The organism is Streptomyces sp. NPDC037273 (assembly GCF_055603625.1).
Genome location: NZ_JBVJVO010000002.1, coordinates 521180 through 535199 on the forward strand (window position 1 = coordinate 521180; position 14020 = coordinate 535199).

Genomic DNA, 14020 nt, shown 5'->3' on the forward strand with positions numbered 1-14020 from the left:
ACGTGTTCGGTGTGAGAAACATAGGCAGGTTCCGCGACATCTGCACGCTACGCAGCGTGACCAAATCGGCTGTGAATCCCGGACATTGGGACGATCCGCGACCACGCCGCAGGCATCCTTATCCCTCTAACAGCAGTCTTATTCGGACATTTTCGCCAAACAATCAAGGATCTGATGGTTATACGAATCCCGATATTCCGTGGACGGAACCCGCAGCGATCACGTTGTTCTTTGTCAGGTCCGGCGCTCGGACGGTAGGGCCACGGAAACAGGCAAGGGGGCGGCACCTTACGGTGCCGCCCCCTTGCCTGTTTCACTCACGCACTGAGCAAGCGGTCCCCGGTGTCCGCTGGTGGAGACAGCGTGACGATGGCGTGTGCCACCGAGCACAGGGTGAAGTGCCGATGCCAGCCGCCGTAGCACCTGCCCTCGAAGTCTGTAAGGCCAACACGACTGCCTATGGCACGCGTGTCCGCTTCTACCCGCTGGATCAGGCGCCCCAGGCGCAGGATGTCACCCGCGGACGCGGCAAAGATGTTCGACAGCCATAGCTCGTCGGGGCCCGTCGCGGCCCCTCGCCAGGCTCCGATGAGGGCCAGCGGTGCGCGCGCGGGTCCGCGCCCCGCGCTGGGCATGACGACGGGAACGCGGGTGGCCCGCGGGACCCAACCGGAGGAGACGGCCTCCCCTTCCATCCATCTGACCGGCAGAGCCGAAGCCCGGGCACGCTGGAGAACGCTTCCGGCTTCCGCCCCCGCACCTGCGGCCCCGCCCACACACGTGGCCTCGGCCGGGGTCAGCGGAACCGAGTACTTGATGCGCATGACAAAGGCGACTCCTGAGCCGCACATCTCGTCCACGAGCGCGGGAACGTCCTCTGCGTCGCGAGCGTCAAGTACGACCGGCCGGCGGTTCAGGCCCCACCCGCCCGCCACCTCGCCCACAGCGTTGAGGAGCGTCTGGTCCGCGGTGGCCGTCGCCAACCCCTCGGGTATCTCCGCCCGACGGCGACGTGCGTCGTCGTCCACCCATCCGAGCGGCAACATCAGCTGCCAGTTGATCGGGGCGCTGACCGTCTCGCTCGCGGCCCAGACGCCGTACGCCAGCTGACTGTTGGCGACCCGGCCCAGTGACGCCACGTAGGACTGCTGGACGCCGACGCTGTGGCGACCCCATTTGGGAATGGCGAGCGGATGCACCACCCACGCCTGTGGAGTCATCGTGTGGTCCAAGTGCCGCGCCAGCGCCCTTCGGACCTGGCTCCAGTCCCATGACGACTTGCTGATGAAGTGATGCACACTCTGTTCCGCGGCTCCCCCGCCGGCGGCTGCGGCGATGGACCGCATCGTCTTTCGCCCCGAAACGGAGAGCAGCCCCTTGATGTACCGCTCGCCCTTCAGTCGCTGATCGCTGCGAGGAAGCGAGGCGAGCATTCGCCGGGAGAAGCCTTCGGCGAAGTCTCTCTGAACCGGATCACCCGTCGCGGCTGTTGTGCGTCTCCCACGCATCCCCTTCACATCCCCCTCCGCAGCACCATCGAGCGTTCGCGGGACAAGATATATCAAGGTTCAGATCTATGTAAGACTTCTTATGGTTGTACACATCGCGATGGACAGGCAGAGACGAAAGGCAAGGCAATCGTGCACTTCACACGCAGTCTCAAGGCGACATCCGCAGTGGGCTTGGCAATTGCTGGCACGCTCCACATGGCCCCCGCCGCCAGTGCCGGCGGCGAGCTCGAGGGCACGGCTCGCCCGGTAACCCAGGCATTCACGCTTCCCGGCGATCGCGTCTACCCCGAAGGAATCGCAGCCGACACGCGCACGGGAGTCCTCTACGTCGGCTCCTTCGGAACGGGCGCCATCTACCGGGCGCTCCCCGGTCAGAAGAAGGCGGAGGTGTTCCTGCCGGAGGGAACGGACGGCCGGCTGAAGGCGATCGGCCTCAAGGTGGACCAGCGAGGCAGGCTGTGGGTCATCGACCCTGCGGGGGTCACCCTGTACGACACTGCGACGCGGGAGCGTGTCGCACGTTTCGTCTCTTCCTCCCCCGAATCCTCTTTGGTCAACGACCTCGACATCGCTCCCGACGGCACCGGCTACCTGACGGACTCCACGAGGGCCGTGGTCCACAAGGTCACGCCCGAGCAGATCGACGCGGCGGTGGAGGCCGGAGGCGCGGCCGGCACCCTGGCGGTCGCCTACGACCTTTCGGACACCGTCGCGCCCCAGCCGGCCGGAACCATCACCCTCAATGGCATCGAAGCCGACCCGAGAGGCCAGTACGTCCTCACGGTCGACTCCGCCGCCGGGGATCTCTACCGCTTGGACACACGCTCCGGCGCGGTGGAGAAGGTCTCCGTGACTGGCCCGAATCTGCGATACGGCGACGGCATGCACATAGAAGGCAGTTCCTTGTGGATCGCGCACTACGCGAACAACACCCTCAGCCGACTCAAGCTCTCGGTGGACGGAAGGAGTGCCACGGTGGAGAAGCTGTTCACCGACTCCAGCCTGCAGATACCCACCACATTGGTGCGCCTGAACGGGCGGCTGTACGTCGTCCGCTCGCAGTTCGACAAGGGCGGACCGATCGGTCCGGGCACTCCTGACGTGCCGTTCACCGTGGCCGATGTCCGCGGCATCTGAGCGACAGACCGAGGGCCCGCGCCTCCTGAAGGAGACGCGGGCCCTCGCTGCTGGGCTCAGCCCTGCGGCTTGGAGTGCACGATGGGGAAGTCGATGTCGAGCTCCGCGACGTGGTTGAAGTAGTTCGTCAGGATGTTGAGCGAGATAGAGAAGACGATGTCCACGATCTCCTTGTCGCCGTAGCCGGCGCTGCGGACGGCCTGGAGCTCCTCGTCCGAAACGTGACCGCGGTTGGACAGAACCGACTTGGTGAAGGTCAGGACCGCCTGGTTCTCGGTGGACTCGGACTTAGCCTCCCGCGCGGCCGCGATCTCGGCCTCCGGCAGCTTCGCCGCGTTGGCCGCGATGTAGGTGTGGGCGGAGAGGCAGTAGTCGCATCCGTTGTGTTCTGCGGTGGTCAGCGCGATGCGCTCACGGAGGGGGGCGGGGAGCCCCGCACCGACGGCACCGGAGAGAGCCAGGTAGGCCTTCAGGACAGCCGGGGAGTTGGCGAACGCCTTGGCCAGGTTCGGGACCGCGCCCATCCCCTTCTGCACCATGTCGAGAGCGTCCTTGAAGTCGCCCTGGGCGTCGGCCGGCTGGATCATCTGAACCCTGCTCATGATGGTGATCACCTTTCGTGTTGCATGTGTGTTCTGGATTTACGGGTCCACCCGCGGGCGTCCGGCGCGGCTGTCAGACCGCATGACGGACACCGTCGAGGAGGTATGGGGAGTCCGAACGCTGCCCGGACAGGGGCGCTATCGGGCGCCGGAACCGGCCGTCAGCGGCTGAGCGACGGCGGTGGACTCATCGGCCGTGGTGTCCTCAGGCTCGGCTTCGGCCTGAGCGGCTTCCGGTGAGGAGACCGGAGTCTGCGCCGTCGCGACGGCGAGGCAGGCTGCGATGAGAACGATGTTCTTGATGATGTACTGACCGTCCATCGTCGGCACGAGCGGAGCGGTCGACCAGACCTCGTCGCTGAGGATCACGAGGGTGGAGAAGACACCGAGCATGTGGACGAAGAAAACCGCCAGGGCCAGACGCAGCAGGACGCCGGTGATCAGTCCGAGTCCGATGGCGACTTCCATAGTCGCGAGAAGCGGCCGGGACACACCTGGGGGAACCATGTCGAACGTCATGACGCTCATGGCATGGATGGCGATGTCCTCGGCGGGGCTCATGTCCGCGGAGTACTTGAGGGCGCCGAACCAGAGGAAGAGGATTCCGACGCTGATCCTCAACACAGTCGGACTGCGGCGCTGGTAGCTGCCGGCGAACGCCGAGACCGTGCGGTGTATTCGCTCGCGGAGTCGAGCGGTACGTGTCATGTCTCTCTCCTCCTATTTCCCTGTGAGTGCGGGAGTCTCGTCCGGGGTCCGGGACTGTGAGGCGGCACCGGAGTCCTTTGCGGCCCGGTAGCGGCTGTAGAAGTTGGAGGCGACGAGTGCGCCGATGACCAGGCAGATCCCAGCGACTTCGGGCCCGGTGGGGACATGACCGAGGAATGCCTGCACGATGAACGCGGTGACGGGTACGAGGTTGACGAACAGGGCGCCGTTGGCGGGACCGAGGGTTCGCAAGGCCGTGAACCAACCGAGCATCGCGATGACGCTGGCGGGAATGGCCATGTAGAGGATCTGCCACCAGGACGCGGTGTAGTCACTGATCTCAGCACTGGGGATCAGCCCCAGGAGGGAGGAGAAGGCGGTGATCACCACGATGCTGATGGTGCCGAGCACACAGGTCAGGGTCGTGTAGCGCAGCGGGGACCAGTGGGGGAAGTTCGCCGCCGCTCCGGTGCTGTAGATCACCCACCCCGCCGCGCCGAGCAGGGTCAGTAGTCCGCCGAAGCCGACGCCGCCGGTGACCACGCTCAGGGGGTTGCCGTTGCCGAGGACGAGTGCGACGCCGAGAAGGGCGATGACGACGAAGCCGAGGGTGGCCATGTGCGGTCGCCGCTTGCTGCGTACCCAGACCGCAAGGACGGTCAGTGCGGGCATGGTGGCGATGACGAGGGCCGAACTCTGGGACGGAATGGTCTGGAGCCCGACGTAGACGAGCAGGTTGAAACCGGCGAACCCGATCGTGCCGAGCCACCAGAGCTTCAAGAGTCGTCCGTCGAAGCTGAGAGCGCTGAGCCCTTCCTTCATCGCCAGAAGAGCTACGAAGACTAGGGCGGCTACGGCGAAGCGGGCGGAGACGAGGTGAAAGGGGTCCAGGTGATCGAACCCGGATTTGGCCACCGCGAACATGCCTCCGCCGGCTACCCCGTTGATGACGCCGCCGACGACGCCTCCAGCTGTCTTGGACCTGGCCACGTCATTTCCTTTCAGGGTCGGGAGTCAGGGGACGGTGATGAATTCCTGGAAGCCGGGCCCCTGGAGCTTCAGTTGGGCGTGGATGTCTCCACCGAGCCCGAACCAGCCGATCGCCCCGCCGTAGCTCTGCTGGTAGCTCATGAAGAGCACGACGACGTTGATGATCCGGTTGCCGCCGGGAGTCCCGGGTGCGGGGAACGGGTTCGGCATCACGGCTCGGTACGTGGATGCGCCGGCCTCGTCCGTGACAAAGACGTTGGGCACTCCCAGAGGCCCAGGCCTGGTGATGCGGGACGGATTCAGGTCGTGCTCGCGCAGCGACATGATCGTGTACACGCTGTTGGGGATGAGGCCGGCGAAGTCGAAGGAGAACTGGGCGGCTCGATCGTCGTCGATGACGCTCACCTCAAGCTGTCCACGAGCCTGCACCCACTGTCCCAACGTGATCGGCTTGGTGACCTTCGGCCCGTCTTCGGGGCGCAGGTCGGGGATGGGCACCTGGTGGAACGGGTAACTGGGGCGTCGTACCTCGTCGGCATCGGGGCACTGTTCGGGGGCGAAGACCATGGGGTAGTTCGCACAGGGCAAGGGCAGCGGCAGGGTGTGCAGGACTCGAGCCCGATCGGCCTCGGACAACTGCGCAGGATCGAGGGGAAGTTCCTTGATGACGGTGTAGGGATGGTTGTCACCGAACGGAGGTGTGGAGCTGTCCGCCGCCACGATGGCCGCGCCCCATTCCGAGACGGTCCGTCCCTCGTCGTCTGCCCTGTTCACCCGGCCGAAGACGATGAAGTTCCCGTGCTCGTCCATCACCTCGCTCGGCGGGTAGGTCGGCCCCTGTGTGGTGAGACTGAGCTCGTAGTTTCGGACCTGGCCCATCATGACCTCACTTCTTGCTTGTCTGTACGGAGCCGCTCTGGGTGGTCGCCTGGGGTGAGCGGTCCGTGTCTTTCTTCGCGGAGGCGCCACGCGTGGCCACGAGTGCGAGGAGGATCGCGGCGGTGATCGATGCACATGCCACGGTGATGACCCCCGCCCAGCCGAAGCCCCTCCACACCGGTCCCAGGGCCATCGTCGAGAGGCTCCCCGAGCACAGGCAGATGAGCATGTAGCTGGACGACGCGCTGCCACGGTTGTGCTCGGGCACGACCTCGGCGAGCAGGACCAGCACGGCCGGCTGGCAGGAGAAAACCCCAAGGAAGACCAGAAGGAGCCCGATCGCGACCAACGCCGTGCTGGGCGCCATCGCGAGCACAAGGACACCCACCAGGGCGGTCGGCAGCGCGGTAAGGACGACCCTCCTGGCACCGAGACGGGGAATCATGGCGCCCGACAGTGGTGCGCCGAAGAGGGCTCCGAGCCCGATCCCGCTGACCAGCCCGATCGCCGAGGCCCCGAGCCCGAAGGGCCGCTCGACGAGGCGGAAGGTGAGGAAGGTGACTGCGCCGAGGTAGCCGAAGAACAACAGGGCCCCCACGGCCAGGAGGCGCACCACCCGCCCCTGGGTGAACATGCTCAGCGCCTGCCGGTAGGACTGGACAGCCGTGGTCCGCCCTGACCCTGCCAGCTGGGTGCGCGGCAGCAGCGCCAAGGGGATCAGGCAGGCAGCGTTGAGGAGCGCGACGAGCAGGATCGCCGACCGCCAGTCCAGCCACCCCGCCACTAGGCCGGTCGCCGAGCGTCCGACCGTGATGCCGGCCACTGAGGCCGCGATGACGACCCCGAAATACGTACCGGCCTTTCCTGCCGGGGCGATGCGAGGCATCAGTGCCAGGGTCGCCGCTGGGATGGCGGCTGCCGCCACCCCGGCGGCGGCGAGCTCCGCGATGAACAGGGGAAAGCTGTCCGCCTGCGAGGCCGCGGCCAAGAGGACGACCAGCGTGGTCGTCCCCCACATTGCCAGCTTCTTCGCCTGGATGCGGTCCGACAGCGGGCCGAAGACGAAGAACGAAAGCGAGTAGGCGAGGCTCACATAGAAGAACGCGAGACGCGCGTCCACTGGATCCACGCGCAGGGACTGCGCGATCGGCAGGAAGATCGGTGGGGTCATGTAGACCGTCGCGACGACCAGACAAGTGGATACGGCCCCGATGGCCGGCGCCCGGACCGATGGCGTGTGCTCAGACCGGTTCTGCGCCGGCATGTCCTGCTCCTTGGGAGGTGGTTGGCGGGCGCTTCAGGCGTCGACGCGGACGTACACCTTGGTGTAGAGGCCGCGCTCACCGCCGGTGATGTATCGGTCGCCGGCCTGGCGGACGATCTCCTGGTACCGCTCGTCGGTGAAGACGGCTGTGTAGGCAGCGGGCTCGACGTTGAAGCCGGAGACGAACATGACGCCCGGCTCGGTGCTCATGACCGAGTGGTAGGCGAGAAAGACCTCGACCTCGTCGGCTCCGCGCACGACCTCGAAGATCGTCTGGTCACGCCACTCGCGGTACGCCTCGAAGACCGGCGGCTTCACCTCGACATGCCGCATTTGGATGTAGGCGGTGTCGGGCACCAGGTCGTCCGTGGACTTGGGCGCCTCGACGAACTCGAGCACTTGACGGCGGAAGTCGGTCGCCAGCATCGGCGTCAGTTCGGTCCACAGCGTCTGCCAGTGGGGCTGCAGAGCGGGTACTTCATCGATGCCGGAGAGCGGGTGCAGCTCCAGCAAGGAGTTGTCCTCCAGGCCGCGGTAGAGGGACCGCCCCTCTACCGCCTGGGTGGCGTTGTGCTTGCGCCAGACCTCGATGGCGGCGTCGACGGAGGACTCCTCCACCAGGACTTCGGTCACCACAAGCGTGTTGGCGGGCATGGCCGGCTCCTTCGGTTTGCAACGTGCAGAACTATAAGAGATCTGATGCTTAGAAGAGACCATAGCAACATGAGAGACCTGAGGACAAGCAAACATCTCAAGGTCATGCGACAAGCGATGGCAACCCAACACCCACGCACCATATGACCTTTGACAGATATAAGAGATCTGATCTATACAGAGGCTGACGTGACTCGCTGCTCCATCGAGCACGCCGTCGGCACGCACGCCGGCGAACCCTCATCGAGCGCAGGACCTCAACGGGAGTGGCCAACCATGACGACTGTTTCGATCGATCAGATCCGCCCGGGCAACACCGAAAGCCAGCAGCTCAAGGCGCTGTCCTTCGAGCGCACCATCGACCGACAGCTGGTCCACCGCGACAGCCTCGGCGAGGTCTTCGTGACCGACCTGCTCGAGGGCGACAGCCCCGGCAGCTACCTCGCCGCCGCCCAGCTCCCGCGCTCACACGCCTACTACGGCGACCACATGCTGCGCCCGAACACGTACGACCCGATCCTCCTCCTGGAGGCGGCTCGTCAGGCGGCGCTGGCCGGGGCCCACGCGTTCTTCGACGTGCCGCGCAGCCACAAGTTCATCCTCACCCACCTGCGGATCCATCTCGCCCACCCGGAGCTCACCACGGTCGGCGACTCCCCCTTCGCGGTCCGCATGGACATCCGTACCGGCAACGTCAAGATCCGCGACGGGCGCACCACCGGCCTCGACTACGAGGTCCGCATGTCGGTCGGCGGCGTCATGATCGGGCAGGCTTCCGTCGGGCTCCGGTTCAAGAGCCCCGAGAGCTACACCAAGCTGCGTACCAGCAATCGGAACGGACGCGCCCTGCCCTCCTCGGCATCGCCGCTGGGGCAGATCACGGGCAGCCTGGTCGACCCCACCCTCGTCGGCCGCAACACGCCCGAGAACGTCGTCCTGCTCGACGCGGACACCACGGACTCGATGGCGACGGCCACGCTCCACGTCCCGGGCGGCCACCCGAGCATGTTCGACCACCCCCAGGACCACATACCGGGCATGGTTCTCGCCGAGGCGGCGCGTCAGCTCGCTCTGTACACCGCCCTGGACTTCTGCGGGATATCTGCGGCCCGGACCCTCATGACCGACCTCAGCGTGGTCTTCACCCGCTTCGGCGAGCTCGACGAGAAGACGACCATGAGTGCCTTCATCGAGAGCCGTCGCGCCGACAACACCGAGGTCTACTACACCCAGGGGGGCGCGCTGCAGGCGGATGCGCTCGCCTCACGGGAACTGGCCGAGCAGATCGTCGTCAACCTCACCGCCCTGCAGGGCGGTGACCCGATCAGCAAGTTCAGCCTCTCCCTCGGCCGTCTGCAGGGCCGTTAAGTGCCGACGATCTCGGACCTGACAGAAGCGAGGACTTCATGAAGCAGCACACCGCCGCATTCTTCGATGTGGACGAGACCCTGATCAGGGTCAAGAGCATGTTCCGGTTCCTCGAGTTCTACCTGAAGCTGCGGGGCGAGCCGGACAGCACGTACCAGCGTCTGAACGGAGAACTGCGGTCCGCCGCCAAGCTCGGCATGCCGCGCGAGTCGATCAACAGGGCCTACTACCGCTTCTACGAGGGCGAAGATGTCCGGTACGTCAGGGCGGCCGGCCTCATCTGGTTCGAGCACGAGCTGGAGCAGGAACTCTTCCTGCCCGGCACCGTGGACGAACTGCACCGCCACCAGGAGGCCGGCGAACGCGTCATCCTCATCTCCGGTTCGTTCTTCGCCTGCCTGGACCCCATAAGCGCCTGGCTGGGAGCGGAACGGGCGTACGGCACTCGCCCTCTGATCCACCGGGGGACGTTCACGGGCGATGTCCTCACCCCCATGATCGGGGCGGCCAAGGGCCGGGTCGTCCGCGCAGCCGGAGCGGTGGCCGGGGTCGACCTCGCCACCTCGTCTGCCTACGGGGACCACGTCAGCGACCTGGAGATGCTGCGCGCCGTCGGACGGCCGGTCGTGGTCGGCGACGACACCGTCCTCACCGACCACGCGCAACGTTATGGATGGCGACGGCTCGCGCAGGCCGGAGTCCAGTAGTTCACCGCCCCCATGGCGTCCACTCACGAACGGCGTCACCCAAAGAGGAGGAATCGTGAGCCCCATCGGAATCGTGAGCACCGGCTCCTACGTGCCCACCACCGTAGTCACCAACGAGGAGATCGCCGGCAACGCCGGCGTCACCGCGGACTGGATCGTGAGCAAGACCGGCATCCATGAACGACGCAAGGCGGCCGACCACGAGGCGACATCAGACCTCGCGGCGCACGCGGCACGCAACGCCCTCGCTCAGGCCGGGCTGCACCCCCAGCAGCTGTCGTACATCGTGCTGGCCACCTCGACCCCCGATCACCCGCAGCCCGCCACGGCCAGCATCGTCCAGGGCCTGATCGGCGCGACGAACGCCGCGGCCTTCGACGTCAACGCCGTGTGCAGCGGGTTCGTCTACGCGCTCACCGTCGCAGAGCGCATGCTCAGCGGCCGGCCGGCTGGCGAGTACGGTCTGGTCATCGGCGTCGACATCTACTCGCGCATCCTCGACTACACCGACCGCAAGACGTGCATCCTCTTCGGCGACGGTGCAGGAGCGGTGATCCTCGGACCGGCCGCTGATCGTCAGGGAGTCCTCGAGACGGGTCTGATCACCCGAGGCGAACAGCACCGCCTGATCAGCGTCCCGGCTGGCGGCAGCCGCATTCCTCCGACCGCTGAAACCGTGGAGGCCGGACAGCACTTCTTCCGCATGGACGGTCGCGGGGTGCGTGGCTTCGTGCACGAGAACCTCCCCGCGGCGCTGCATCAGCTGCTCGCCAAGGCAGGTGTGGCGGCTGACGAGGTCGACCACTTCGTTCCGCACCAGGCCAACGGCGTGATGCTCAGCGAGGTTTGGCCGACTCTGGGTCTCGGCAACGCGGAGCTCCACTTGGCCCTGAAGCGCTACGGCAACACAGGGTCCGGGTCAGTTCCGATCACCCTCGACCTCGTCCACCGGCAGGGCCTCCTCGCCGAGGACGACGTGGTGCTCCTCAGCGGCTTCGGTGGCGGCATGAACGTCGGCTCGGTCCTCATGCGCTGGGGAGCCACCGCACACGCCGCGCCTTCCCGCTCCAAAAGCCTGGTGCTGACGGGCTGAAGCCGACGCCCCATCTCACGGACCCCTGGAGGGACAGTGCAAAACGAGAACGACACCTCGGGCGACTCCAACGCCACCCGTCTCCGACCCGTGCCACTGGAAGGGCGACACTTCCCGGGCGAACCGGTCGCAGCCTGGGCTGTCGGCGCCGGCGAGAGCTCCTTCGTCTCCGAGGCGAGAGCCTCCCTGCTGCGCGACTACGCGCGCTGGGGCGTCGGGCCCGTCGCCCCAGCGGACTCCGCTCCCGAACCGCCCGGCTCCGCTGCCTGACAAACGGCCTCGCAGCTGCCCCACGCACCTGCGGGACGCCCGAAAGGCGCGTCTCACCACTCCGATGAGAGGCGAGCGCCATACGCGGAAGCACCCCTCGGGGGGTGCTTCCGCAGTTCGGCCTAAGCGGCCAGGCCCACCTGCTCAAACTGTGCCCGGACCGACCTGCAGATCAGATCGAAGACGGCATCGGCCCTGGGCTGCGTAGGCTGGGCGGGCCCGGCAGGCTCGATAGTCAGAGGACCGACCGGGCAGCCAAAGATCTGGATGGCCACGCCGGTGTCAGGTGCGAGCGAGGGCCGCAGCTCCGAAGGAGACGTCGAACCGGTCGCACCAGATGCTGACGCTCGGGTACTTCGACCAGTCGACATGCGCGGGCAGGGGGTAGTTCTGGTCTCCCTTGTTGCCCTTCAGCTTGGCAAGGTTGACGTACTTCCCGTCGTCGAAGACATCCCAGCCCGCCTTGCCGTGATTCACAGGGGCATCACTCAGCCATACACGCAGGTCGGGGCCGTTGCTGGTGTCCAGACCCTCAATACGGAGCGTGTGGGTGCCGTCCGCGAGCCGGACGACCTTCACCACACCCGTGGTGGCGTGTTCGTGGCTGATGAAACTGCCCCGCGCGACCGCGATCGGGCCGGGCAATGCGGGCGTCGCCGACGCGGACGGGGCCTCCGTCGTCCGCGCCTGCGAGGGGGCATGCGCGGAGGGAAGCGCCTCGTTCACCGTCTCATCCACCCACAGCGCCCAGGGCTTGAACCACAGCAGCCCGGTCATCGCCATCACGAGACCTGCGACGACTACCGCGCCCCACCGCTTCTTCCTCGCAACTCGGCCCACGATCGTCCTCTTCCATGTCTGCCGTCACCGTCGCCCGCCATTCAAGGCGTTCGAAGTCTCGCCGGACAGCCCCGGCCCGATGCCGAAGGGCTCACGACACCGGGCCGGGGCGCATACAACCGCTCAGAGCGCGCGCAGCCTCGTGGTGAAGACGTGGTTCGCGATCTTCTCGCCGAGCGTGAGACCGTCCTCGGCGTCCCACGGGAAGTGCACGCCGAGCCAGACCCTGCTGTACGCGTCCTCGCGCGCGGCCGCACCGAAGCTCGTGAAGTGGCGGGACTTGACCGGCGAACGTGGCTCGTCGGTGGTCATGTCGAAGGCGATGCCGTCCGAGCCGAAGTACCGCTTCATAATGCCGGCCCACGCCGCACCGAAGGTGGCGTGGCCCGATGCCCAGGCCGGGAAGCAGGGCGTGACGTTGACACCGGCGGCGTTCTTCAGCAGCGGCTTCCACTCGGGGTCGAGGCCGCCCTCGCGGATTGCGGAGACGGGACGCCACAGGTCGATGGGGGTCAGGAACTTCACGTCGCGGACGGCGATCCCGGCGTCGGCCATGGCGATGGAGACGAGGGCGAAGAGCTTCGCGTTCTCGTAGGTGGTCAGGCCGCGTGTGGTGGCGATCTCCCGGGTTGCCTGGAGCAGCTGACCTGGGGGCTTGTAAGTACCGTTGTTGTCATTGGCCCAGAACCAGGCGGCGGCCTCCTGGTCGGTGGTGCGGTTGATCACGGGGGTCTTCGCGGTCGCCTTGTCGGCGCCGGCAGAACGAGCGGCCTCCACCTGTGCCTTGTACGCCTCGCTCGCCACCAGCTGGTCGTACGAGGCGAAGAGCCCCGGCGTCGGCGGGCGGAACTGCGATCCGGTAGTGAGGGCGAAGGGCTTGACCCGGCCCCAGTACGGCGTGACCGCCTGGCTCGCCTGCGTGCAATCGGGGTCCTGCATGTCCGGGTAGCTCGTCGGCCGCCATGCGCCGGGCACGTTGTCGGCCACGTAGACGCGGTCGTCGTCCGAACCGTCGCCGTTCCGTGCGTCCGTCATCTGCGTCACCATCTTGTTGACGACGGTCGCGTCGAGGAGGTCGAACTCGGTGGGCTCGGTGCCGAAGCGCTCCCGAAAGCGGGCGTCGAGGTAGGCCGTCTGGCTCTTCCCGTACAGCTTGAGCAGGATGTTGTAAGCCGTCCGCCCGACGACCCGTTCCTCCTCATCCGGCCCCTCGAACCAGCCGGCGTACTTCTCGGCGTGAATGTACGGTTCGGAGGTGATCCGGCCCTTCCACTTGAGCTGGTAGGAGCTCTCGGCATCGTAGATCGCGGCGTTCAGCATGGCCGCGGCTCGGGACATCGGACCGGGACCGCCGCCCTCACGCCGAACCACGTTCAGCAGGACGTCGTTCCAGTAGTGGACCGGGTCCTTGATCGTCTGCGGCGGTAGAGCCGCCTGTGCGGGCTGCGGCGAGGTGGACAGCAGCGTCCCGGCGGCTGCCAGGACGGCGGCAACCGCCAGGGCTCTGAACCGGCGTCGCGGGGTAGGGGCCATGATGACGCTCCTTGTGATCATGTCGGCTGATCACCACACCTCCGGTGGCGCGCGAGATCATGGCGCGTCCTGTGCGGGGGAATGGTCCATACCGACGCGGAATGGCCGACCCCGCGTGTGTACATGACCGAAACGGATTGCCAGACGTGCTCCCGTGACTCCCGAGCCGCCGGACAGGCAGGCTTCGGACGCGAGCTCTACGGGCGACGCGTGACCACCTACTGGACCGTGCCCGGCACCGGCCTGACAGGGACGTCCCGAATGGGCCGACCAGACCTGCTCCGCCAGCCGTTACCGGCGGCGACACGATCTTGGGCCATTGGCTGGTCACCCCCTGCTGAAGGAACGGCACGCCCGGCCGGTCGAAGTGATCGGATGGCGGGAAGCCGACGACCCTCACCCCCAGTCGGACACCGCGAACGGGCGGCATAGCCGCCCAGGGCCTCCTAGCGGCTGCCGGACCC

At 66.8% G+C, this 14020-nt stretch carries 13 protein-coding genes; 4 read left to right on the forward strand and 9 right to left on the reverse strand.

Annotation, left to right across the window (positions count from 1 at the left end; genetic code table 11):
- Nucleotides 1-317 precede the first annotated feature (317 nt).
- Nucleotides 318-1508, reverse strand: coding sequence for an IS701 family transposase (locus ACZ7G1_RS07555; protein WP_470873919.1), 1191 nt, complete (start codon nucleotides 1506-1508; stop codon nucleotides 318-320).
- Nucleotides 1509-1640: 132 nt separating this feature from the next.
- Here ACZ7G1_RS07555 and ACZ7G1_RS07560 point away from each other — a divergent pair, with 132 nt between their 5' ends.
- Entirely contained in the window at nucleotides 1641-2648 is a 1008-nt protein-coding gene (locus ACZ7G1_RS07560; protein ID WP_470873758.1) for an SMP-30/gluconolactonase/LRE family protein, read from the forward strand.
- Between the two features lie 56 nt (nucleotides 2649-2704).
- On the opposite strand, the gene ACZ7G1_RS07565 is transcribed toward ACZ7G1_RS07560, so the two are convergent.
- The 6 genes from ACZ7G1_RS07565 to ACZ7G1_RS07590 all read right to left on the reverse strand — a co-directional run bounded on the left by ACZ7G1_RS07565 (nucleotide 2705) and on the right by ACZ7G1_RS07590 (nucleotide 7745).
- Entirely contained in the window at nucleotides 2705-3250 is a 546-nt protein-coding gene (locus ACZ7G1_RS07565) for a carboxymuconolactone decarboxylase family protein (protein ID WP_470873757.1), read from the reverse strand.
- A gap of 138 nt (nucleotides 3251-3388) precedes the next feature.
- Entirely contained in the window at nucleotides 3389-3958 is a 570-nt protein-coding gene (locus ACZ7G1_RS07570; protein ID WP_470873756.1) for a DoxX family membrane protein, read from the reverse strand.
- 12 nt (nucleotides 3959-3970) lie between these two features.
- Nucleotides 3971-4948 (reverse strand): DMT family transporter, encoded by a 978-nt coding sequence (locus tag ACZ7G1_RS07575; protein ID WP_470873755.1) that lies wholly within the window; start codon nucleotides 4946-4948, stop codon nucleotides 3971-3973.
- Between the two features lie 24 nt (nucleotides 4949-4972).
- A complete protein-coding gene (locus ACZ7G1_RS07580) occupies nucleotides 4973-5830 on the reverse strand; it encodes a hypothetical protein (RefSeq protein WP_470873754.1) in 858 nt (285 codons plus the stop codon).
- Between the two features lie 4 nt (nucleotides 5831-5834).
- Entirely contained in the window at nucleotides 5835-7091 is a 1257-nt protein-coding gene (locus ACZ7G1_RS07585) for an MFS transporter (protein ID WP_470873752.1), read from the reverse strand.
- A 33-nt stretch (nucleotides 7092-7124) separates the two neighbouring features.
- On the reverse strand, nucleotides 7125-7745 hold the full coding sequence (locus ACZ7G1_RS07590; RefSeq protein WP_470873750.1) for a hypothetical protein: 621 nt from the start codon (nucleotides 7743-7745) through the stop codon (nucleotides 7125-7127).
- Nucleotides 7746-8021: 276 nt separating this feature from the next.
- Here ACZ7G1_RS07590 and ACZ7G1_RS07595 point away from each other — a divergent pair, with 276 nt between their 5' ends.
- Genes ACZ7G1_RS07595 through ACZ7G1_RS07605 form a run of 3 tightly spaced genes read left to right on the forward strand, consistent with a single transcriptional unit; the run spans nucleotide 8022 to nucleotide 10913 of the window.
- Nucleotides 8022-9113: a ScbA/BarX family gamma-butyrolactone biosynthesis protein gene (locus tag ACZ7G1_RS07595; RefSeq protein WP_470873748.1), complete on the forward strand. Its 1092-nt coding sequence runs from the start codon at nucleotides 8022-8024 to the stop codon at nucleotides 9111-9113.
- 38 nt (nucleotides 9114-9151) lie between these two features.
- Nucleotides 9152-9820 (forward strand): HAD family hydrolase, encoded by a 669-nt coding sequence (locus ACZ7G1_RS07600; protein WP_470873747.1) that lies wholly within the window; start codon nucleotides 9152-9154, stop codon nucleotides 9818-9820.
- Between the two features lie 55 nt (nucleotides 9821-9875).
- Nucleotides 9876-10913, forward strand: a complete 1038-nt coding sequence (locus tag ACZ7G1_RS07605) for a 3-oxoacyl-ACP synthase III family protein (protein WP_470873745.1) — start codon at nucleotides 9876-9878, stop codon at nucleotides 10911-10913.
- Nucleotides 10914-11465: 552 nt separating this feature from the next.
- Here ACZ7G1_RS07605 and ACZ7G1_RS07610 read toward each other — a convergent pair.
- Nucleotides 11466-11966: a DM13 domain-containing protein gene (locus tag ACZ7G1_RS07610; RefSeq protein WP_470873744.1), complete on the reverse strand. Its 501-nt coding sequence runs from the start codon at nucleotides 11964-11966 to the stop codon at nucleotides 11466-11468.
- 180 nt (nucleotides 11967-12146) lie between these two features.
- A complete protein-coding gene (locus ACZ7G1_RS07615) occupies nucleotides 12147-13556 on the reverse strand; it encodes a vanadium-dependent haloperoxidase (protein WP_470873742.1) in 1410 nt (469 codons plus the stop codon).
- Nucleotides 13557-14020 lie beyond the last annotated feature (464 nt).